We start from the raw sequence: 20685 nt of genomic DNA, 5'->3' as shown, positions 1-20685 counted from the left end.
CGCCCGCGCTAGGGACGGCGCAGGAATCCCGGCGGGACGGCGGCGGTGAGCCAGACGCCGTTCGCGCTCACCTGGAATTCGTGCCCGGCCTCGGCCATGCCCCGCGCGTCGACGGTGAGCACGACGGGGACACCGCGCCGGGCTCCGACGGTCCGCGCGGTGGCCGGGTCCGCCGACAGGTGCACGGCGTGCCGCTTCATCGGCCGGAGTCCCTCGCGCAGGATCGCGTCAAGGAACCGGGACACGGTCCCGTGGTAGAGCACGTCCGGCGGGATGGCCGCGGGCAGCGCGAGGTCGACGTCGACGCTGTGGCCTTGGCTGGCGCGGATCCGCAGCCCGCTTTCGTCGAAGGCGAACCGCTGTTTGTCGTTGCCCGCCACGACTTCGTCGAGCTGGGCCCTGGTCAGGTTCAGCCCGTCGCGTCGCAAGGCGGCCAAGAGGGTGTCCACTTCGACCCAGCCGTCGGGGGTCAGGGTGATACCGAGGTCACCGGGCGCGTGCCGCAGGTGCCGGGAGAGTCGTTTCGAGACTCGGATGAGCTGTCTTTCTTCCATTTCGCGTCCCAGTGACGCATACCCGGCACCCGCGTGGCAACGGATTTCAGATGCCGCCCTCGGCGGCCGGACGCAGTTTCCCCGCGCCGGGGCCGAACCGGGACATCTGGTCGTCGGCGTTGTAGAGCCCGCAGCTGCGCAAGGACAGGCAACCGCAGCCGACGCAGCCGGTCAGCCTGTCACGCAGCCGCTGCAGCGCGTCGATCCGCGCGTCGAGCTCGTCCTGCCAGCCGCGGGAAAGCCGCGCCCAGTCGGCTTTGGTGGGGGCGTGGTCCTTCGGTAAGGTCTCCAGTGCCGAGCTGATGTCGTCGAGGCTGAGACCGACCCGCTGCGCGGCCCGGATGAAGGCGATCCGGCGGAGCACCGAACGCGGATACCGCCGCTGGTTGCCCGCCGAGCGCTCCGAGCTGATCAGCCCTTTGTCCTCGTAGAAGCGCAAAGCGGTATGGGGCACGCCGCTGCGGTCGGCGACCTGCCCGATGCTCAGGTGTTCAGCCAGTCTCGTCACGTCGCCAGGCTAGCCTTGACTTCGACCTAAGTCGAGGTTGCACGCTCGATTCCATGACCACCGACACGAAAACCGGCTACGAGGATCTGCCGAGACTGATCTCGTTGATGACCGGGGACGAGAAACACCAGGCCGCGGCCGAGTCCACTGTGGACGTCCTGTGGGTGCTTTACGATCGCGTGCTCGACATCACTCCCGACAATCTCCGTGATCCCGGCCGCGACCGTTTCCTGCTGTCGAAGGGCCACGGCCCGATGGCCTACTACGCCGTCCTGGCGAAGAAGGGATTCCTTGGCGAGGACGAACTCGCCGGCTGGACCTCGGCGGAATCCCGGCTCGGGCACCATCCCGACCGGGCGCGGCTGCCCGGTGCCGAGATCTCCAGCGGTTCGCTCGGCCACGGCCTCCCGATCGCCGTCGGTACCGTGTTCGGCCTGCGCGCCAAGGGATTCCGCGACGCCAAGGTCGTCGCGCTGATCGGCGACGCCGAACTCGACGAAGGCTCGAACTCCGAGGCCATCGCGGTCGCGGGCCGGATCGGCATGCCACAGCTGACCGTCGTCGTCATCGACAACTCCTCGGCCACCCATGGCTGGCCTGGCGGGATCGCACGCCGATTCGAGGTCGAGGGCTGGACGACCCGCACCGTCGACGGCCGGGACCACGACGCCCTCTACGCCGCCTTCACCGCACCCCATCCGGACCGGCCGCTCGCCGTGGTCGCGACCGTCGAGCGAAAGGCCTGAACCCGTGGACATGCGTGAAACATTCCTCAAGGCCACCGCCGAGGTGCTCGACGCCGACCCGAACGTCGCCGTCGTGCTCGCCGACATCTCCGCGGCACAACTCGCCTTCGCCGCGCGGAAACATCCGGACCGCGTGGTCAACGTCGGTATCCGCGAACAGCTGATGATGAGCACCGCGGGCGGGCTGGCGCTGGCCGGGATGCGCCCGATCGTCCACACCTTCTCGTCGTTCCTCGTGGAGCGGGCGTTCGAACAGATCAAACTCGATCTCGGCCACCAGGACACCGGCGCTGTGCTGGTGTCCGCGGGTGCCTCCTACGACATGCCGACCGCCGGTCGGACGCATCAGGCGCCCGGGGACGTCGCCCTCATCGACACGCTGCCCGGCTGGACCGTGCACGTACCCGGTCACCCCGAAGAAGCGCGGCGGCTGCTGCTGGAATCCATCCCGGGCGACGGGCGCGTCTACCTCCGGCTCTCCGCGCAGGAGAACGCGGAATCGCATCTGGGCGCGGGATTCCAGACGCTGCGTGAAGGCGGCCGAGGTGTCGTGGTGGCCGTCGGGCCGATGCTCGACCGGGCGCTGGAAGCGACCGCCGATCTCGACGTGACCGTGCTGTACACGTCGACGATCCGGCCGTTCGACGCCGCCGGGCTGCGGTCGGCCGTCGCCGCGGCGGGCACCACCGACGTCGTGCTGATCGAGCCCTACCTCGCGGGAACGTCGGCGCACGCGGTTTCGGACGCGTTGTCCGAAAAGCCGCACCGTCTGCTCTCGCTCGGAGTCCGGCGCGAGGCCGAGGTGCGGATCTACGGCGAGATGGCCGACCACGATCTCGCGCACGGTCTCGACGCGGGGTCCATCGCCTTGTCGGTCAAGGAATTCCTCCACTAGGTTCGGTGGATGCCCGCTATCCGCCCGCTCGCGCTCGCGATCGTCCGCCGTGGTGACGACCTCCTGGTGTTCGAAGGCCGCGACGAGGCCAAGGGGGAGACCTATCATCGGCCGCTCGGCGGCGGGATCGAGTTCGGGGAGACCGCGGCGGAAGCGGTCCGCCGCGAACTGAAGGAGGAACTCGACGCGGAGCTGACCGCCGTCGAACAGATCGCGGTATTGGAGAACGTGTTCACTTACGAAGGCAGGGCGGGGCACGAGATCGTGTTCCTGTTCGCCGCCGGACTGGCCGACAAGGCGTTCTACGAGCGCGACGAGGTCGGCGTCGTCCTCGATGAGGGCACACGCGTGCACTGGCTGCCGCTGGCCGACGTGGCGAGCGGCAAGGCGATCCTTTATCCGGATGGGCTCGCGGAACTCCTTTCAGCGCAGGCGTGACCGCGGGGTCGGCGTGAGTTCCAGGCGCTGCCAGGGACGTTCGAGCCTGCTCGCGAGCCCGGCGCCCGTCCGGTCGAGAAGTTCCCGGTGTTCTTCGGCGGCCTTGGCGAACCAGACGAACACCGTCTCGTTCTCCCGTACGGGAAGGCGGGGGAAGGTGTTCTCGGCGGGCTCGGTCTCGAAGTGGCCGAAGGTCTCCACGCCGGACTCCCGCAGTGCCGGAGCCACGGTGTCCGCGAAGTACTCGGAAAACTCCTTCACCGGCCCGGTGGGATGGCAGATCGTCACCAGCACCCGCGAATCGGATGCGCCGTCCGGAGCGGGGAATCCCGGCCCGGACGGCCGCAGCAGCAGGACGTCGGAAGCGTCGATCATCGTCTCGTTCGCCGCCGGGCCGTGTTCGCGCCACACCGGCCCGAAGTAGAACGACCCCAGCGCGGCCCGCCTGGTCTCCATGTCCCGGAAACCGCGCAGCCAAACGAACTTGTCCGGTTCGCCCACCTCGTGGAACTGGCCGAACAAGCGCATCCCGCAGGCTTCCTGCGTTTCCACGAACTCGCGTTCGAAGAGTTCGATCAGCTCGTCCCGGCGGCCGGGGTGCAGCGTGTACCGGCGCAGCTCGACGACGGACTGGAACTCGGCGGAATCGGTCATGCGGCGGACCCTAGAGGGCCCCACCGACAGTTTCGGTGCGCTCAGCGGAAGGCGGCGAGCCCGGTGACCGACTGGCCCAGTGACAGCGCGTGCATCTCTTCGGTGCCTTCGTAGGTCAGCACCGTTTCGAGGTTCGACATATGCCGCATCACCGGATACTCCAGCGAGATCCCGTTGGCGCCGAGCATGGCGCGCGCGGTCCTGGCGACCTCCAAAGCCGACCGGACGTTGGCGAGCTTGCCGAAGCTGACGTGGTTGTGGTGCAACGTGCCCGCGTCCTTGAGCCGCCCGATCCGCAGCGCCACCAGCCCGGCGCGGTTGACCTCGACGACGAGGTCGGCGAGCTTGCGCTGGGTGAGCTGGAACCCGGCCAGCGGCTTGCCGAACTGTTCCCGGCTCAGCGTGTACTCGAGCGCGGATTCGTAGCAGGACCGCGCGGCGCCGACGACGCCGAACAGGATCCCGTAGCGCGCTTCGTTCAGGCAGGACAGCGGGCCGCGCAGACCCCGGACCTCGGGGAACGCCGCCGATTCCGGCAAGCGGACGCCGTCGAGCACGAGTTCCGCGGTCAGCGAGGCCCGCAGCGACAGCTTGTGCTTGACCTCGTTCGCGGTGAACCCCGGCGTGTCCGTGGGGACGACGAAGCCGCGCACGCCGTCGTCGGTCTGCGCCCAGACGACCGCGACGTCGGCGACGGTGCCGTTGGTGATCCACATCTTCGTGCCGCTCAGCACCCAGTCCGAGCCGTCGCGCACCGCGCGGGTCCGCATACTGCCCGGGTCGCTGCCGGCGTCCGGTTCGGTGAGGCCGAAGCAGCCGAGCGCCTCACCGGCGGCCATCCGCGGCAGCCACTCCCGCTTGTGCTCCTCGGTGCCCCACTTGTGGATCGCGTACATCGCCAGCGAACCCTGCACCGAGACGAAACTGCGCAGCCCGGAGTCGACGGCCTCCAGCTCGCGGCAGGCGATGCCGTAGGCGACGGCGCTGGTCCCGGCGCAGCCGTAGCCCTCCAGGTGCATGCCCAGAAGGCCCAGCTGGCCGAACCCCTTCGCGAGTTCGGCGGCGGGGAGAACGCCCGTTTCGTACCATTCGGCGATGTTCGGCAGGAGCTGATCGTGCGCGTACGCGCGCACGGCGTCACGGATGGCCCGGTCCTCCGCGGAGAGTTCGGCGTCGAGATCGAGGAAGTCGCGCGGATCCGGGCTGCTGCTCATGCGGTCACTCCTGGTCGGCTCGGTGGGGTGTGGCTCTACGAAGAAAACCACACACACGACCGGAGTCGGGTGTCAGAGATCGCGCCATCCCGTGGTCTTCGTCACCTGAACCGATGCCGTGGCCGTCCGGACGGGGGCGGAGCGCTGCTTCTGCGCGGGGATCAGCAACTCCGCGAAGCTCGGGAAAGGGACACTCTCGATGTCCTCGCGCCAGGCCCGAAGAAGGCTGGTCAGGTCGTCGGCGTCCCGCATCGTTCCTCCAGAAGTGCAGGCGGTCCTGCGCCGGCCTTTCACTCGGCGTGGTTATTACCCGAACGAATGAAGAGTCAAACGTGGAATCCGGAGAAAATCCGGTCCGCTAACCTGGGGCGCGTGGCTACTCCTCGTGTGGTGATCCTGGACTACGGGTCCGGCAATCTCCGGTCCGCCGAACGCGCCGTCCAGCGCGCCGGCGCGGACGTCGAGGTCACCGCCGATCCCCATGCCGCGCTCGAGGCGGACGGCCTGGTCGTCCCCGGTGTCGGCGCTTTCTCCGCCTGTATGGAGGGGCTGCTCTCGGTGTCGGGGGAGAAGATCATCGGCAAACGCCTCGCCGGCGGCCGTCCCGTGCTGGGCATCTGCGTCGGGATGCAGATCCTGTTCGAACGCGGTGTCGAGCACGGCGAAGAGGCCGCGGGCACCGGTGAGTGGCCCGGCACGGTCGACAGGCTGGAGGCCGAGATCCTGCCCCACATGGGCTGGAACACCGTGCGCGCTCCGGAGGACTCCCAGCTCTTCGCGGGGCTCGACGCCGACACGCGGTTCTACTTCGTGCACTCCTACGCGGCGCGGACCTGGGAGCTGGATTCCGGGCTCGCCGGGCAGCAGCCGAAGGTGACCTGGGCGAACCACGGCCAGGACTTCGTCGCCGCTGTCGAAAACGGGCCGCTGTGGGCGACGCAGTTCCACCCGGAGAAGTCCGGGGACGCCGGGGCGCACCTGCTGCGCAACTGGCTGGGCACCCTCTGATGTCGTGAGTAAGTGACGTTCTGACCGAACTCCCTCTTAGTGGTGATGGCGTCACCGAGCCTGGTGGCGATGGTCCGAGCCGGCCGTGAAGGCCTCCTTGAGGGACCCAGAGTCCCTCAAGGAGGCCTTCACGGCCACCCGCTAACTCACACCCGGTAGGTACCTGAAACACCCTCGGCGCTAACGCCCTCACCGCTCACGACCGCGGCGGGGTGCGCCCTTGGGGACATCCCGTAACCGCCTGTCATAGAGTGTGCCCGTGACTTTCACGCTCCTTCCCGCCGTTGATGTGGCCGATGGCCAGGCCGTGCGACTCGTCCAGGGCGAGGCCGGCACCGAGACCTCCTATGGCAGCCCGCTGGAGGCGGCGCTGGCCTGGCAGCGTGACGGGGCGGAGTGGATCCATCTGGTCGACCTCGACGCCGCGTTCGGCAAGGGCTCGAACCGTGAACTGCTCGCCGAGGTCGTCCGCAAGCTGGACGTCCAGGTGGAGCTGTCCGGCGGCATCCGCGACGACGCCTCGCTGGAGGCCGCGCTGGCCACCGGCGCCCGCCGGGTCAATCTCGGCACCGCCGCGCTGGAAGACCCGGAGTGGACCGCGAAGGTCGTTTCCTCCTTCGGCGACCGCGTCGCCATCGGGCTGGACGTGCGCATCACCGAGGCCGGGCACCGGCTGTCCGCGCGCGGCTGGACGCAGGACGGCGGCGACCTGTGGGACGTCCTCGACCGGCTCGACCGTGACGGCGCGCAGCGCTACGTGGTCACCGACGTGAGCAAGGACGGCACCCTCCAGGGCCCGAACATCGACCTGCTCCGCGAGGTCGCCGCCCGCACCGACGCGCCGGTCATCGCCTCCGGCGGAGTGTCCAGTGTGGACGATCTCCGCGCGCTGGCCGCGCTGGCGCGCGACGGTGTCGAGGGCTCCATCGTCGGCAAGGCGCTCTACGCCGGGGCGTTCACCCTGCCCGAGGCGCTCGCAGCCGTCGCGGAGTTCTGAGCTTCACACCCGTGGCGGGACCGACTCGGCCCGGTAGCGCGTGAAGGCCCCCTTCCCTCGGCTCAGCCGAGGGAAGGGGGCCTTCACGCGGGCTACGTCGGCGTTGTGGTCGGTTCCGTGACCCGATGTCTCACCGGCCGAGGTCTCGACTGTGTGGATTTTGGGACGTTGGATGACCAGAAATCCGCAAAGTCCCGCGTGATCGGCCCGGCCAGACTGGTGGAGATGGGGAGGGGTGTGTGGAAATAGAGACAGTGAGCGTCTCTATTTCCACACACCCCTCACCTTGAGTGACAACTCGCGCGCTTGTCACCCGACACCTTTGCTCCCTGTGGCGTAGGTGTCACCGCGCCTCACGCCCCGCTTTACCTCCCAGGTAATCGACGCCACGCGCGCGTTCGGTCAGGATTCCTTCCAGGACAACGAAAACCTGGAGGGACACCATGACCGCCTACGGACTCGTCCACCTTCGCCCGCCCGCCGTGACGGCCGAAGAGGTCTTCGAATACCTGGAGCGGATCCAGGGCACGCTGGATCCCTTCGGCGGGAAGTTCCTCGTGCACGGAGCCGAGGTGCAGGTCCTCGAAGGCGAATGGCCGGGGACGCTGGTGATGATCGAGTTCCCGAGCGCCGCGGCGGCGCGCGAGTGGTACGACTCGCCCGCGTACCAGGAGATCCTGCACCTGCGGGCGGATCACATCCCGGGCGACCTGATCCTGGTCGAGGGCTGCGGACCGGACCACGATTCGGCGGCGATGGCCGCGGCCATGCGGGCCCACCAAAACGCCTCGTGAGTGGTGATGACGGTTAGAACCGCCATGAGACCGAGGTCATTCCACCAGCTTGACCGCGATTCCCACCGTCCGGTCCTTCGGCCCCCGCAGCTTGCCGAAGAACATGGTCACCTGCCCGACGATCCCGTACTTCCGGGCGATCACCTTGCGCGCGCGTTCGGTCTCCTCGAGGTCCAGCAGCCGCGCCTCGCCCGCGACGACGGCGCCATGGGTCTTGGTGCCGCGGAGGTCGCAGGCCTGGACCTCGACGCGGCCGCTGTTGCGGATGCGCTTGACCTTGCCCGCCTTCCGCTCGGACCAGAAAACCAGTTCGCCGCCGTCACCCGCCAGCCAGATCGGTGTCGGCACCGGGGTGCCGTTCTTGCGGAAGGTGGTCAGGACGACGTACTTCTCGGCGGCGAGCCGCTCGAACTCCGATCCCATGTGGAGAGTCTAGGGCGTGCGGCGGCGCAGCGTCGCCGCGCCGAGGACCAGCGCGGCCAGTGCGCACGCGCCGACGATGACCAGGTTCCGGATCAGCGTCGCGTCCACGGTGCCCGAAGTGGTGACGCGGGTGAGCGCTTCGACGGCGTACGAAAGCGGCATCACGTCGGACAGCAGGTTCAGCAGCCAGCCCATCTGGCCGCGCGGCACGAACAGCCCGCACAGCAGGAGCTGCGGCAGCACGAACAGCGGCATGAACTGCACCGCCTGGAACTCCGTCCGCGCGAACGCGCTCACGAACAGGCCGAGCGCCATCCCGAGCAGGGCGTCGAGGACGGCGATGAGCAGCAGCATCGCGATCGAGCCCGCGATGTCGAGGCCCAGCCAGGCGAGTGAGATCCCGGCCGCGACGGCGACCTGCACGATCGCGATCGAGCCGAACGCGATCGCGTAGCCGAAGAGCAGGTCCAGCCTGCCGATCGGCAGGGTCATCAGCCGTTCCAGGGTCGCCGTGGTGCGTTCGCGCAGGGTGGTGATCGAGGTGATCAGGAACATGATCGTGAACGGGAAGACGCCGAGCAGCGCCGGCGCGACGTGACTGAAGACCGGCTCGGAGTTGAAGACGAAGCGCAGCAGCACCATCAGCAGGGACGGGACGACGATCAGCATCACGACGGTGCGCGGATCGTGCCGTAGCTGCAGGAGGATGCGGCGGGCCGTGGCCAGGGTCAGCGCGGGATTCACGACGGGGTCACCTCCGGCTTCGACGCCGCGCGGACCAGCCGCAGGAAGGCCTGTTCGAGATCGGCCGTGCCGGTGCGTTCGCGCAGTCCGTCGGGGGTGTCGTCGGCGAGGATCCGGCCCTCGCGCATGAGCAGGAGATGGTCGCAGCGCGCGGCCTCGTCCATGACGTGGCTCGACACGAGCAGCGTCGCCCCGCCGTCGGCGAGGCGGCGGAACAGTGCCCAGAGTTCGTCGCGGAGCAGGGGATCGAGCCCCACGGTCGGCTCGTCGAGGACGAGCAGCTCGGGTTTCCCGAGCAGGGCGACGGCGAGGTTGGCGCGGCTGTGCTGGCCGCCCGAAAGGGAGCCGACCAGTTTGTCCGCGTGCTCGGTGAGGCCGACCTCGACGAGCACCCTGTCCACATCGGACAGTGGTGCGCGGAGGACGGAGGCGAAGTAGCGCAAGGCTTCCGCGATGGTGAGATCGGCGTAGATGGCCGGGTTCTGGGTGGCGTAGCCGATCAGCCTCCGCAGTGGCGGGCTACCCGCGGGATGGCCGAGCACGGTGACCTCGCCGCCCGCGACGATCTGCACGCCGACGACCGAGCGCATCAGCGTCGTCTTGCCGCAGCCACTGGGGCCGAGCAGGCCGGTAATGCGGCCGCGCGGTGTCTCGAACCCGATGTCCTTGACGACTTCGCGGCCGCCGCGGACCACCCGCAGGCCGGTCACGGTGATCGCCGAATTAGCCATGTGTTTAATTCTGCGCCCGTCGAGAACCGCTCGTCAAGAGGGCGTGGTTCAGGGCAGCCGGACCGCGATGCCCGGATAGTCGACGACCAGCAGGTGCTCGTCGTAGCGCAGCACGCAGGAGAACGCGAAAACCGGTGCGGTATAGGCGAAATCGCGGTCGCCGATCCGCTCGTAGCGCTGCTCCAGGCGCTCCACGGCGAGATCACCGGCCCGGACGTACGCGGCGGGTGCCTCCGCGGCGGCGCCCAGGGCGAGGCCGAGCCGGTGCACCGGCAACGTGTTCGTCATCGACGACGACTCGAGGTCGACGTCGAAACAGCCGTCGAGGCGCGGATCAGGGACACCGTCCACGCGCCATCGCCCGCCGCCGTCCGCTTCGAGTACCGTGCGCCGGGTCCCGGTGGCCGACCGGCCGGAGATCTCCGCCCGCCGCGTATGCCAGTCGGCGTCGACGGCGATCGAGTATTCGACGAACCAGGACTCGCCGTCCTCGACCGCCGTCGTGGCGCCGTTGATCCGCCAGCCACCTTCGTGGCCATGGAAGAACGCGACCTCGAGACCGGTCCTCGAATCCTGATGGCGCCAGCTCGCCGCCGCCGGGAGGCTCACGGCACCAGGACGAGCTTGCCCCGGACGTGTCCCGCTTCGCTCTCGTCCTGGGCGGCCGCCGCTTCGGCGAGCGGATAGACCCGGGCGATCGGCAGGTCGAGCTTGCCTTCGGCGGCGAGTGCGGCACCTTCGGCGAGCGCCCCGGGTACCCGCTCGGACGGTGTCCCGGAGGTGAAGTGGACGCCGTGGTCGGCCGCGTCCGGCGCGGCGATGGTGACGACGCGCTTCGGGCCACCGGTCAGCTCGACCAGGGCGCCCAGCGAGCCCCGTCCGGAGGCGTCAAAGGACGCGTCGATGCCTTGCGGTGCGACTTCGCGTACGCGTGCGGCGAGTCCTTCGCCGTACTGCACCGGGACGGCGCCCAGTGAGCGCAGGTAGTCGTGGTTCGCTTCGCTCGCGGTGCCCACGACGGTGAGCCCGCGCGCGACGGCGAGCTGGACGGCGATGGTGCCGACACCGCCCGCGGCCCCGTCGATGAGCAGCGTCTCGCCCTCGCCGAGGTTCAGCAGGTTGAGGGCGCGATAGGCGGTGTCGACGACGACGGGCAGCGCCGCCGCCAGCTCCCAGGAGAGCGCTTCGGGCTTGCGGGTCAGTTTCGCCGGATCCGCGAGGACGTACTCCGCGTATCCGCCGATGCCGGTTCCGAGGACCTCGTCACCGGCGGCGAAGCCGGACACCCCTTCGCCGACCGCGTCGACGACGCCGGCGACGTCTCCGCCGGGGACGGCAGGGAACGTCGTCGGGAACACCTCGGCCATGAGGCCGGACCGGATCTTCCAGTCGATCGGGTTCACGCCCGCGGCGCGGACGGCGATCCGGACCTGGCCGGGACCGGGCTCGGGAAGCTCCCGTTCGAGGACACGCAGGACCCCGGAGTCGCCGTATTCGGTGAACGCGATGGCGCGGTAGGTGTCCGTCATGCCGTCGACAACCCGTGCCCGCCCGCCGCTATTCCGGCACCTTCCCGAACCAGCCGTAGTCGCCGGGGATCAGCTGAACGCCGTTCGCGATGTCGAGCAGGGTGGCCCGGTCCCGTTTCCCCGACACGATGAGCCACCGCCCGCCCTCCACCTGGACGGCGACCGTTTCGTCCTGGTGGCCGAGCCTGCCTTCCCTCGGCGGCAGGGCGAAACCGTCGAGGCCCCGGACCCTGAGCGGCACGGGCGTGGCGTCGCCGTTGTCCGGCCGTTCGGCCCGGAGCGAGGCCGTGACGACCGCCGCCGCCGTGGGCTGCCCGGCACGGGTGGCTTCGAGATCGGTCGCACCCCCGCCGACCGTCATGAACGTGCTGACCCCGGACAACTCCAGGTCGTCGGGCAGCTTGCCGAACCGCAATTCGCCCGACACCCGGGCACGGTCGTCCTTGACCATCTCGTCGGCGACCCGCTGGCCGACCGCGCGCGGGTCCTTGACGTTGAGCAATCTCAAGTTCAGCAGGTAGACGTCGTCGGGGGACCAGGTCAGCAGCAGCCCCTGGCCGTAGACCTCCGCCGCCATGCCGACCCGGCCGTGCACGATGATCTGATTGGGCGCGGGCGCGATCGTCCACGGCCCGCCGCCCTTGGCCAGCGGGGTGCTGGTCAGCTGGATCTGACCCTGTTCGCCGGCGCTCCACTCCCGCGTCTGCGGCGCGGGGTGCGGCTTCGTGGCCCGCAGGGTCTCCTTGAAACCGTCGGGCAGCCACCCCGGCTTGTAGGGCAGCACGGCCCAGTCGGCGTTCACCTGCGAAGCCGGGGGGACGGCTGTGTAGGCCCGCAGCGCCAGCGGCACCCCGAGCGCGATGAGCGCGACCGCGGCCGCGACCAGTGCCAAGGCCATCGTCGGACGGCTTCGCGATCGCTGGTCCAGCGCGTCGCGGATCTCGGCCCCGTCGGGCGCCCGTGTCGCCAGGTGTTCGAGGCTCTCCCGGATCAGGCGTTCGGTGTTCTCTTCACTCAGTCGGGTCATTTGCGCGCTCCCGTGGGCTGAACAGACGAAGACGACCCGGTTTCCCGCAGCGTCGCGAGCGCGCGCGAAATCTGGCTGCGCACGGTCGACGTCGCGCAGCGGAGTACCGCGCCGATCTCCTCGTCGGAGTAGTTCTCGTAGTAGCGGAGCACGATCGCGGCACGTTGTTTGCGCGGGAGCTTCGCGAGCCTGTCCAGCATCGCGTCGCGTTCGTCGTACTCGATGGCGTGATCGGAGACCGGCGGGCTCACCAGGTCGAGTACCTCCGGCGACGACGACACCACCCGGCGGACCGACAGGCGCCGTCGCCACGACAGGTACTCGTTGGTCACCATCCGGCGGACGTACGTCGGTGGCGAGTCGATCTTCGGCCAGCGTTGCTGAGCACGCAGCAGCACCTCCTGCACGATGTCCTGCGCCAGATACGGATCGTCGGTCAGGACGGTCGCGTAGCGCAGGAGCCCGTCCAGGCGATCCGCGACGAACTCGTCGAAGGTCGCAGGCACGTGTTCCCCCTCAGCCGGTGGTCTCGACACTATGGACGCGCGAGACCGGCCGGCTGATGCATGGGGAGCGGAACTTTGTCGGTGAACACGGTCACCGCACGACGGCCTCCAGCCGGACGAAGGCGAACCCGGTCGTCGCGAGCTCCTCGCCGGAGGGGCCGGTGGCCGCCGGACGGCGCTCGCCGTCGTGCACCACCAGCAGGCCGTGCGGGAACAGCGGGCCCAGCGGCCGGGTGGTGATCGCGGCGCCGTCGGAGTGCTCGACCGAGTCGGTCCCGCGTCCGGCGACGATCCGGAAATCGCGCCTCGGGGTGCCGGGGCGGTCGTAGAGCACGAAGCGCGAGTCGCCCTGGCTCGACGCGAGCAGCTTGCCGTCGGCCAGCGTCAGCCCCTCCGCGTCCGCCGTCAGCCACTTGCCGCCGAAACCGGGATCGGGACCGTCGGCGACGCACTCTTCGGTGGCTTCGTCGAAGCGTTGCGGCACCCCGAACGAACGCACCTTGTCGATCAGCTCGGGGCGGCCGAAACCTTCGCCGTCCAGCGGGATCCGCCAGATCCCGACGTCCTCCTGCGCGGTGTAGAGCTGCCGGTGCTCGACGTCGAGCACCGAACCCTCCAGCTGCGGCCGCTCGTCCGGTTCGCCGCACGGCGACCACGTCTTCCCGTTCGGCAGCCGGAACGACGCGGGCAGGTCGATCGTGCCGATCGGAGCCGTGCCGACGGTGCCGTCCGGTTTGTCGACAAGTCGCAAGAGCGCCACGCGGGTCTCGTGCCGCCGGGTCACCGCGACCCAGCGCGTGCCGGTGCGCGGATCGCGTCCGGCGGCGAGCCCGTACGCCGTCCGCTGTTCGTCCACTTCGGACTCCGACGCGGAGAAGACCGGTGCGGCGGCGGGATCCGTGACGTCCCGCAGCACCCGTGAGCCCGCCGCGGCGCCGGCCGGGTCGATCCGGTAGACGCGGACACGGTCCCGGCCGCGGTCGCTCACCACCGCGAGGTCACCGATGACGTCGACGTTGTTGAACCGGCCGCCCGCGGGCACGGCGAGCTGCTGGAGCTGCCGCGCCTTCAGATCGAAGGCGGCCAGCCCGCCTTCCTTGAGGGTGCCGAGCACGACACTGGCCGAAGGGTTCTTCGGGTGGACCCAGATCGCCGGGTCGTCGGCGTCGGCGTTCGCCGGGTCCGCACCGGCGTCGTCGACGAACGCCCTGGTCTGGGCCACGGGTGAGGGGTTCTGACTCGCTTCGGCGGGTGCCCCGGTGAGCAAGGAGGCCGCCAGCAGCGGAGGGAGGAGAGCAGCGATGCGCATTTTCGGGAAGCTAGCCGCGCGGGGTGTCCGGCCGGTGAACGCCGTCGGTCAGGTAGTACTGCGCGACCGGGGCCAGCATCGCGACGACCTCGTCCTCCGAGGCGGCGACCAACGGCGGAAGCCCGATGACGTAACGCAGCAGCGCGAATCCGATCATCTGCGCGGCGATCCCGGCCACGCGGACCTTCGGCACGCCGCGCGCCTCGGCCACCTTCGCCAGAACCGCGCGTTCCAGGAACTGCCGCATCATGGTCGCGACCTGATCGTTGGTGGTCGCGGACCGGATCATCGCGAGGAACGGCGCGCGGCCCTCCGGGGCCTGCCAGAGGCCGAGGAAGGCGCGGACGAGGCGCTCGCCGATCTCCTCCTCGGGGCCGTCGAGGATGCGGGGGACCAGTTCGCCCGGGTCGACCGGCAGGTTCATCGACGCGGCGAAGAGCCGTTGCTTGGTGCCGAAGAAGTGGTGCAGCAGCGCGGCGTTGACCCCGGCGTCGGCCGCGATGGCGCGGACGGTCGCCCCGTCGTAACCCTGCTCCGCGAACCGGCGCCGCGCCGCGTCGAGGATCTCCTCCCGCGTCTCGGTCTGCCCCGGCCGCCGTCCCGCCTGTGCCATTCCGCGAGCTTAGAACGACCTTGACTACCCTTGTCCCCATGTCAGTCGCAGTCAGGGTCATCCCGTGTCTCGACGTCGACGCGGGCCGTGTGGTGAAGGGTGTCAACTTCGCCGACCTGCGTGACGCCGGCGACCCCGTCGAACTCGCCCGCCTGTACGACGCCGAGGGCGCCGACGAGCTCACGTTCCTCGACGTCACGGCGTCCTCCGGGGACCGTGAGACCACCTTCGACGTCGTGCGCCGGACCGCCGAGCAGGTGTTCATCCCGCTCACCGTCGGTGGCGGCGTGCGCACGAACGACGACGTCAACCGCCTGCTGCGCACGGGCGCGGACAAGGTGAGCATCAACACCGCGGCCATCGCGCGGCCGGAGTTCCTGCGCGAGGCGTCCCGCCGGTTCGGCGCGCAGTGCGTCGTCCTGTCGGTGGATGCCCGCCGGGTGCCCGAGGGAACCGAACCGACGCCGTCCGGCTTCGAGGTGACCACGCACGGCGGGCGCCGCGGTACCGGGATCGACGCCGTCGAATGGGCCGCGCGCGGCGAGGAACTCGGCGTCGGCGAGATCCTGCTCAACTCGATGGACGCCGACGGCACCAAGAACGGTTTCGATCTCGAACTACTTGCCCAGGTGCGCCGGGCGGTCCGCGTCCCGGTGATCGCCAGCGGCGGCGCGGGCGCGCTCGAACACTTCCTCCCCGCCGTCGAGGCGGGCGCGGACGCGGTGCTCGCGGCCAGCGTGTTCCACTTCGGACAGTTGAAGATCGGCGAGGTCAAGGGCGCGCTGCGCGCCGGGGGAGTCGTGGTCCGATGATCCCGGCCAAATGGAAGGCCGCCACCGAGGTCAAGGTCGTCTGCGCGCTGCTGGCCGGACTCGGCCTCGCGTACGTGGGCATGGCCGCGATCCTCATGTTCGCGCCGTACTCCACCGCGCGGACGTTCCTGCTGCCGGTGACTTCGGTGGTCCTCGGCGGGCTCGTCGTGGCCGGGCTGGTGCTGAGGATGTCGTCGGCGCGGTTCGCCGGTTTCGGCGTCAGCTTCCTGTTCGGTCTGCTGCACGCGCTGTCCATGCTCGCGGCGGAACTCTTCTGGGTGAAGATCGTCTCCGGGCTCCTTTTCGCCGGGTACATCTACACGGCGGTCCTGCTCAACTCGATGCCGGTGAAACGGCACCTCCTCGGAGCCACGAATGACGCTTGATCCCGCCCTCTCGGATCGCTTGAAGCGCAACGCCGACGGGCTGATCGCCGCCGTCGTCGTCGAACACTCCACATCGGACGTGCTGATGATGGCGTGGATGAACGACGAGGCGCTGGAACGCACCCTCACCACGCGGCGCGGGACCTACTACTCGCGCAGCCGCGGGGAACTGTGGGTCAAGGGCGAGACGTCGGGTCACGTCCAGCACGTGCGCGAAGTGCGGATCGACTGCGATGGCGATACCGTCCTGCTGCGCGTCGACCAGACCGGCCCGGCCTGTCACACCGGCACGCACACCTGTTTCGACACCGACGAGCGGCTGCTGCTGGCCGACGAGAGTGAGAACCTGTGAACGTCGTCGCCAACATCCTCGTCGGCATCGTCGCCCTGATCCACCTGTACATCGTCGTACTCGAGATGTTCCTGTGGACGACCCCGCGCGCCCGCGCCTCGTTCGGCACCACCGAGGAGTTCGCGGAGGAGACCAAGACGCTGGCGGCGAATCAGGGGCTGTACAACGGCTTCCTGGCCGCCGCGCTGATCTGGGGGCTGATCGCGACCGGGAGCACGGCGTGGCAGTTCAAGATCTTCGGGCTCGCCTGCGTGATCGTGGCCGGACTCTACGGGACGGCGACGGCGAGCAAGAAGATCTTCTTCGTACAGGTGGTCCCCGGCACGCTGGCGCTGATCGCGGTGCTGCTCGCGGGCTGACGCCGACGAGGCGCCTGCTCACTTGCACGCGCTGCCGGGGTTCGCGGTTGCCTCGGTGCGACAGTGAACTCGTTATCCGGGAAAGCCGCTGCTCCCGGCTATTCTCACCGCATGAAACCGGGGGCAGGGAAGAGAAGATCGGCCAAGGGCGACCGCTCGAGAAGACGTCCGCGCGTCGCCGGCCGTCCTCTGTCCACTTCGGACCCCGATGAAGTCGAATATGTCGTCTCGCCGACGATCCACGACGAAGTGGCCGGTCCGCTGATCGGGAAGCTGTCGCATTTCAAGGTGCGTGCGCTGGCCTTAACGGTGCCCTGGCTGGCTTTCTTCGTCGCCTGCCACGTGGTGATCGATGGGTACGCCGTCAGTGGCTCCGACGACGACTTGCTGACTCTGCTGTCTTTCTCCGCCTTCTTGGGCATCCCGGCTTGCCTGTGCGCCGCATGGCTCTGGCGGAGCCGGTATCGCTCGGCCTCGAAGACCGGCCTGCGTGAGGCCACGGCGACGGTGCGACCCGGCTGGTTGTTCCCCAAGATCGACGTCTATCTCGAGCACGACTACAAGCTGCTCCAGACGCGACGGTCGCTGCGGATCGCTCCCCGGTTCAAGGGCCTCCGAAAGGTTCCCGTCTTCGTCGGCGGCGAGGAAACCGACATGATCGTGATCTTCCCGCGCGGCCGGTTCCACAAGGACACGCTCCACACGGTTCCCGCCAAGGAGATCGAGCCGGACACGGACTGAGCCTCGTGAGTGGTAATGGTGGTTCTATTTGAGAGATAAGCCAAACATGGCGCGATCGGCTCGCAGCTGTGAAGGCCCCAAGTGGGGCAGGGTGCGTCCCATGTCTGTCCACAAGGGATAGTCACCAGCGCCTCGGTGTCCGATCGATGCCTGGAAGTACGGTTCCGAAGGAGGTCGTGAGTGATAAAGAGCGTTAGAACGCTACTTATCACTCACGACCCATCCCAAAACCGCGCAAACTACTCAAATTGGACGACCGGGGCCGGACAGGGGTCTCTTGCGGACACCTGGGGTCGAGACTGGCTTCCGTCAGCCAATCCGGTCCCGCGGCGGGGCACGCCATTTTTGCCTTACCCCTCAATAACCGTCATTGCCACTCACGAGGCCGGCACTTACCGTCGCTTCAGTCGATCTTGCCGGTCAGGTACCGCTGCAGGGTCGGCGCGATCGCGGTCACCAAAGGCTCGATCTCACTCGAAGCCATCGGCTCGAATTTCGCGACGTACCGCACCATCCCCATGCCGACCAGTTGCGACGCGCACAGGGTCGTCCGCAGTGCGCTGTTGTCGGAGCCGATGCCGCCGATCACCTTGGTGAAGAAGTTCTGGAAGAACCCGCGCAGCACGGCCGCCGCCTGCTCGTGCCCGGCGACGCTGCGGACGAGCGCCTGGAACACGTCGCCGCCCGCGCCGTCCCAGCGGGTGAGGAAGGTGCGCACGATCCGCTGGCCGAATTCGTCGTCGGGCCCGTCCTGAAGCGTCGTGAGCAGTTCGTGCGGGTCGAACGGGAGCTTCAGGATGGCTTGCGCGAAAAGGCCTTCCTTGCTGCCGAACCAGTGGTTGACCATTGCCGCGTCCACCCCGGCGCGTGTCGCGATCGCGCGCACGGTCGCGCCGTCGAAGCCGCTTTCGCCGAACACCGCGCGCGCGGCCTCGATCAGCGCCGTGCGGGTGTCCTGCCCGCCGGGCCGCCGTCCCCGTCGCCGGACGGTAGTGTCTTCACCAGCCATGGCGTCATCATGAACGGACCCGCCGCAAAATTCAACAATGCTTGAATTTTGCCCCCGGTCCCGGCCCCGGGCACCGTTGCAGCACAATGAGCGACATGGTCAGCGCCGCACACGCCAGCCCGTCGGGGCTCGGCTCGGTCAGCCCTTCGCGCGACGAGTTCCGCGCACTCGCCGAGGGCCGTCGCGTCATCCCCGTTGTCCGCCGCGTGCTCGCCGACGGTGAGACCCCCATCGGGGTCTACCGCAAGCTCGCCGCCGACAGGCCGGGGACGTTTCTCTTCGAATCGGCGGAGAACGGCGCCTCCTGGAGCCGATGGTCGTTCATCGGTGTCGACAGCCCCGCCGCGCTGACCGTGCGTGACGGCCGGGCCGTCTGGACCGGCACGCCGCCGGTCGGCCTGCCGACCGAGGGTGACCCGCTGACCGTGCTGCGCGAGACCGTCGCCGCGCTCCACACCGAGCAGCTCCCCGGGATGCCGCCGCTCACCGGCGGCATGGTCGGCTACATCGGTTACGACGCCGTCCGCTGGCTCGAACGGCTCCCCGAACTCGCCGACCGCGACCTCGACATCCCCGAGCTCACCATGCTCCTGGCGACCGACCTGGCCGCCTTCGACCACCACGAGGGCACGGTCACGCTGATCGCGAACGCGGTCAACTGGGACGACTCGCCCGAGCGGGTCGACGCCGCGTACGACGACGCGGTCGCGCGCCTCGGCGCGATGACCCAGCAGCTGCACGTCGCGGCCCCGGCCACGGCCGCCGTCTTCGACCGCCCGGCGCCGGAGTTCACCCGCCGCCGGTCCAAGCCGGACTTCCACGCCGCCGTCGAGAAGGCCGTCGAGGCGATCAAGGCGGGCGAAGCGTTCCAGATCGTGCCGTCGCAACGGTTCGAGATCGAAACCCAGGCCGACGCGCTGGACGTCTACCGGGTGCTGCGCACGTCCAACCCGAGCCCGTACATGTACCTGCTGCGCCTGGACGGCTTCGACATCGTCGGCTCCAGCCCGGAGTCGCTGGTCACCGTCCGGGACGGCCGCGCGACCACCCATCCGATCGCGGGCACCCGCTGGCGCGGCGCCGATCCGGAAGAGGACGCGCAGCTGGCCAAGGACCTGCTCGCGGACGAGAAGGAGCGCGCCGAGCACCTGATGCTCGTCGACCTCGGCCGCAACGACCTCGGCAAGGTCTGCAAGCCCGGCACCGTGCGCGTCGTCGACTTCTTCGACGTCGAGCGCTACAGCCACGTCATGCACATCGTCTCCACGGTCACGGGCGAACTCCTGGACGACAAGACGGCCTTCGACGCGGTCACCGCCTGTTTCCCGGCCGGGACGCTCTCGGGCGCGCCGAAGGTCCGCGCGATGCAGCTGATCGAAGAGCTGGAGCCGACCCGCAGGGCGCTCTACGGCGGTGTGGTCGGGTACCTCGACTTCGCCGGGGACGCCGACACCGCGATCGCCATCCGCACCGCGCTGATGAAGGACGGCGTCGCGTACGTCCAGGCAGGTGGCGGCGTCGTCGCCGACTCGGTGCCGGACTACGAGGACACCGAGTCCCTCAACAAGGCCCGCACCGTGCTGTCCGCCGTCGCGGCGGCGCAGACGATGATCGCGGCGGACGAACTCGACCCGGCAGGTGACCGCACTCGTGTCTGAGGACCCGGAAGGCGCCGCCCCGCGGGCCGGGAAGGCCAAGCGTCCACTGTGGATCGCCGTGGCCGGGCTGCTTTTGGGCGCGGTGGCGTTGTGGGGATCTTCACGGCTCGTCTGGTTCGCCGAGTTCCGCGACGGCGGCGTGCGCGGCACGGTGCTGTACACCGAAACCGGGTCACAGCGCGCTGTTGCGCTGATTCCGCTCGCCCTGCTCGCGCTGGCGGGCACGGCGGGGCTGGTCGCCACCGGTGGCTGGCCACGCCGGGTGCTCGGGGTGGTACTCGCGGTCGCGGGCATCGCGGCCGTATGGATCGGCGTGGTCGGTGGCGCGTTCACCGGATTCGCCGACGGGCTGCCCGTCGCCCAGATGCTGGGCGCCAGGGGATTGGCGATCCTCGGGGGAATTCTCGTGACCGCCGGGGGGTTGGCAGCCATCAAGGGCGCGGGCCGGATGCCGCGCCTCGGCGCGAAGTACTCGGCGCCGGGGGCGAAGAAGCGGGCCGCGAAGGATCCGGAGACCGAGCTGTGGGAGGCGCTGACCGACGGCGAAGATCCCACCGCGGCCCGGTGACGACAGCGGAATTCGCGGGTTTCGGAGATCTACGCCGGGAAAGATGGCACGGTGGGCATTCGGAGTAACGGACATACCCGGAACCAGGCCGTATTCGTGCGGGGGTTAGC

Annotated in this window: 28 protein-coding genes; 13 read left to right on the top strand and 15 right to left on the bottom strand. The window is 69.3% G+C overall.

The window, feature by feature from the left end:
* Window positions 1–8: 8 nt before the first annotated feature.
* Both SD37_RS27665 and soxR read right to left on the bottom strand, forming a co-directional pair.
* Window positions 9–554, bottom strand: coding sequence for an RNA 2'-phosphotransferase (locus SD37_RS27665; RefSeq protein ID WP_044850038.1), 546 nt, complete (start codon window positions 552–554; stop codon window positions 9–11).
* 46 nt (window positions 555–600) lie between these two features.
* The gene (gene soxR / locus SD37_RS27660) at window positions 601–1062 is read right to left on the bottom strand and encodes a redox-sensitive transcriptional activator SoxR (RefSeq protein ID WP_037309544.1); all 462 of its coding nucleotides are present in this window, start codon (window positions 1060–1062) and stop codon (window positions 601–603) included.
* A gap of 53 nt (window positions 1063–1115) precedes the next feature.
* On the opposite strand from soxR, the gene SD37_RS27655 reads away from it, so the two are divergent.
* From SD37_RS27655 to SD37_RS27645, 3 genes are read left to right on the top strand one after another with little or no spacing between them, the layout of a single operon-like run.
* Window positions 1116–1808, top strand: coding sequence for a thiamine pyrophosphate-dependent enzyme (locus SD37_RS27655; RefSeq protein ID WP_044850037.1), 693 nt, complete (start codon window positions 1116–1118; stop codon window positions 1806–1808).
* Window positions 1809–1812: 4 nt separating this feature from the next.
* Window positions 1813–2703, top strand: coding sequence for a transketolase family protein (locus SD37_RS27650; RefSeq protein WP_044850036.1), 891 nt, complete (start codon window positions 1813–1815; stop codon window positions 2701–2703).
* A 9-nt stretch (window positions 2704–2712) separates the two neighbouring features.
* Window positions 2713–3141, top strand: a complete 429-nt coding sequence (locus SD37_RS27645) for an NUDIX hydrolase (protein ID WP_044850035.1) — start codon at window positions 2713–2715, stop codon at window positions 3139–3141.
* On the opposite strand, the gene SD37_RS27640 is transcribed toward SD37_RS27645, so the two are convergent.
* From SD37_RS27640 to SD37_RS27630, 3 genes are all read right to left on the bottom strand, one after another.
* Window positions 3127–3795 carry an NIPSNAP family protein gene (locus SD37_RS27640; protein WP_044850034.1) on the bottom strand — a complete coding sequence of 223 codons (669 nt, stop codon included), beginning with the start codon at window positions 3793–3795 and terminating at the stop codon, window positions 3127–3129. The genes SD37_RS27645 and SD37_RS27640 overlap by 15 nt on opposite strands.
* A 41-nt stretch (window positions 3796–3836) precedes the next feature.
* Window positions 3837–5009: an acyl-CoA dehydrogenase family protein gene (locus SD37_RS27635; protein WP_044850033.1), complete on the bottom strand. Its 1173-nt coding sequence runs from the start codon at window positions 5007–5009 to the stop codon at window positions 3837–3839.
* 72 nt (window positions 5010–5081) lie between these two features.
* Complete coding sequence (locus SD37_RS27630; protein WP_044850032.1) at window positions 5082–5261, bottom strand: hypothetical protein; 180 nt, start codon at window positions 5259–5261, stop codon at window positions 5082–5084.
* Between the two features lie 135 nt (window positions 5262–5396).
* On the opposite strand from SD37_RS27630, the gene hisH reads away from it, so the two are divergent.
* The 3 genes from hisH (at window position 5397) to SD37_RS27615 (ending at window position 7808) form a co-directional block, all read left to right on the top strand.
* Complete coding sequence (gene hisH, locus SD37_RS27625) at window positions 5397–6017, top strand: imidazole glycerol phosphate synthase subunit HisH (protein ID WP_044850031.1); 621 nt, start codon at window positions 5397–5399, stop codon at window positions 6015–6017.
* 259 nt (window positions 6018–6276) lie between these two features.
* A complete protein-coding gene (gene priA, locus SD37_RS27620; protein ID WP_044850030.1) occupies window positions 6277–7014 on the top strand; it encodes a bifunctional 1-(5-phosphoribosyl)-5-((5-phosphoribosylamino)methylideneamino)imidazole-4-carboxamide isomerase/phosphoribosylanthranilate isomerase PriA in 738 nt (245 codons plus the stop codon).
* 443 nt (window positions 7015–7457) lie between these two features.
* A complete protein-coding gene (locus SD37_RS27615; protein ID WP_044850029.1) occupies window positions 7458–7808 on the top strand; it encodes a DUF1330 domain-containing protein in 351 nt (116 codons plus the stop codon).
* Window positions 7809–7844: 36 nt separating this feature from the next.
* On the opposite strand, the gene SD37_RS27610 is transcribed toward SD37_RS27615, so the two are convergent.
* The 9 genes from SD37_RS27610 to SD37_RS27570 all read right to left on the bottom strand — a co-directional run bounded on the left by SD37_RS27610 (window position 7845) and on the right by SD37_RS27570 (window position 14690).
* Complete coding sequence (locus SD37_RS27610) at window positions 7845–8231, bottom strand: PPOX class F420-dependent oxidoreductase (RefSeq protein WP_044850028.1); 387 nt, start codon at window positions 8229–8231, stop codon at window positions 7845–7847.
* 9 nt (window positions 8232–8240) lie between these two features.
* Window positions 8241–8975 carry an ABC transporter permease gene (locus SD37_RS27605; RefSeq protein WP_044850027.1) on the bottom strand — a complete coding sequence of 245 codons (735 nt, stop codon included), beginning with the start codon at window positions 8973–8975 and terminating at the stop codon, window positions 8241–8243.
* Window positions 8972–9706 (bottom strand): ABC transporter ATP-binding protein, encoded by a 735-nt coding sequence (locus SD37_RS27600; RefSeq protein ID WP_044850026.1) that lies wholly within the window; start codon window positions 9704–9706, stop codon window positions 8972–8974. The genes SD37_RS27605 and SD37_RS27600 overlap by 4 nt, the downstream gene beginning before the upstream one ends.
* A 48-nt stretch (window positions 9707–9754) precedes the next feature.
* On the bottom strand, window positions 9755–10315 hold the full coding sequence (locus tag SD37_RS27595) for a putative glycolipid-binding domain-containing protein (protein WP_044850025.1): 561 nt from the start codon (window positions 10313–10315) through the stop codon (window positions 9755–9757).
* Complete coding sequence (locus SD37_RS27590; RefSeq protein WP_044850024.1) at window positions 10312–11235, bottom strand: NADP-dependent oxidoreductase; 924 nt, start codon at window positions 11233–11235, stop codon at window positions 10312–10314. The genes SD37_RS27595 and SD37_RS27590 overlap by 4 nt, the downstream gene beginning before the upstream one ends.
* 28 nt (window positions 11236–11263) lie before the next feature.
* On the bottom strand, window positions 11264–12262 hold the full coding sequence (locus SD37_RS27585; protein WP_044850023.1) for a hypothetical protein: 999 nt from the start codon (window positions 12260–12262) through the stop codon (window positions 11264–11266).
* Window positions 12259–12768 carry a sigma-70 family RNA polymerase sigma factor gene (locus tag SD37_RS27580; protein WP_037309590.1) on the bottom strand — a complete coding sequence of 170 codons (510 nt, stop codon included), beginning with the start codon at window positions 12766–12768 and terminating at the stop codon, window positions 12259–12261. Before SD37_RS27580 ends, SD37_RS27585 begins: the two co-directional genes overlap by 4 nt.
* 91 nt (window positions 12769–12859) lie before the next feature.
* A complete protein-coding gene (locus SD37_RS27575) occupies window positions 12860–14077 on the bottom strand; it encodes a phytase (RefSeq protein ID WP_044850022.1) in 1218 nt (405 codons plus the stop codon).
* Window positions 14078–14087: 10 nt separating this feature from the next.
* Complete coding sequence (locus SD37_RS27570) at window positions 14088–14690, bottom strand: TetR/AcrR family transcriptional regulator (RefSeq protein ID WP_037309595.1); 603 nt, start codon at window positions 14688–14690, stop codon at window positions 14088–14090.
* Between the two features lie 38 nt (window positions 14691–14728).
* Here SD37_RS27570 and hisF point away from each other — a divergent pair, with 38 nt between their 5' ends.
* From hisF to SD37_RS27545, 5 genes are all read left to right on the top strand, one after another.
* Window positions 14729–15502 (top strand): imidazole glycerol phosphate synthase subunit HisF, encoded by a 774-nt coding sequence (gene hisF / locus SD37_RS27565; protein ID WP_037309597.1) that lies wholly within the window; start codon window positions 14729–14731, stop codon window positions 15500–15502.
* Window positions 15499–15888 carry a hypothetical protein gene (locus SD37_RS27560; RefSeq protein ID WP_037309600.1) on the top strand — a complete coding sequence of 130 codons (390 nt, stop codon included), beginning with the start codon at window positions 15499–15501 and terminating at the stop codon, window positions 15886–15888. Before hisF ends, SD37_RS27560 begins: the two co-directional genes overlap by 4 nt.
* Window positions 15878–16240 carry a phosphoribosyl-AMP cyclohydrolase gene (gene hisI / locus SD37_RS27555; protein WP_044850021.1) on the top strand — a complete coding sequence of 121 codons (363 nt, stop codon included), beginning with the start codon at window positions 15878–15880 and terminating at the stop codon, window positions 16238–16240. Before SD37_RS27560 ends, hisI begins: the two co-directional genes overlap by 11 nt.
* Window positions 16237–16599, top strand: coding sequence for a DUF1304 domain-containing protein (locus tag SD37_RS27550; RefSeq protein ID WP_044850020.1), 363 nt, complete (start codon window positions 16237–16239; stop codon window positions 16597–16599). Before hisI ends, SD37_RS27550 begins: the two co-directional genes overlap by 4 nt.
* A 111-nt stretch (window positions 16600–16710) precedes the next feature.
* Window positions 16711–17340: a hypothetical protein gene (locus SD37_RS27545; RefSeq protein WP_145926748.1), complete on the top strand. Its 630-nt coding sequence runs from the start codon at window positions 16711–16713 to the stop codon at window positions 17338–17340.
* Between the two features lie 403 nt (window positions 17341–17743).
* Here the strand turns inward: SD37_RS27545 and SD37_RS27540 are convergent, their stop codons facing one another.
* Complete coding sequence (locus SD37_RS27540; protein WP_044850018.1) at window positions 17744–18349, bottom strand: TetR/AcrR family transcriptional regulator; 606 nt, start codon at window positions 18347–18349, stop codon at window positions 17744–17746.
* Window positions 18350–18444: 95 nt separating this feature from the next.
* Here SD37_RS27540 and SD37_RS27535 point away from each other — a divergent pair, with 95 nt between their 5' ends.
* Window positions 18445–20007 (top strand): anthranilate synthase component I, encoded by a 1563-nt coding sequence (locus SD37_RS27535; protein ID WP_044850017.1) that lies wholly within the window; start codon window positions 18445–18447, stop codon window positions 20005–20007.
* Complete coding sequence (locus SD37_RS27530; protein WP_083255326.1) at window positions 20000–20575, top strand: Trp biosynthesis-associated membrane protein; 576 nt, start codon at window positions 20000–20002, stop codon at window positions 20573–20575. The genes SD37_RS27535 and SD37_RS27530 overlap by 8 nt, the downstream gene beginning before the upstream one ends.
* The last annotated feature ends 110 nt before the right edge of the window (window positions 20576–20685 follow it).

The sequence above is a fragment of the Amycolatopsis orientalis genome, assembly GCF_000943515.2.
Taxonomy (GTDB): domain Bacteria; phylum Actinomycetota; class Actinomycetes; order Mycobacteriales; family Pseudonocardiaceae; genus Amycolatopsis; species Amycolatopsis orientalis.
Note: the sequence above shows the minus strand (reverse complement) of the source record. Positions and strands in the feature narration are given on the sequence as shown.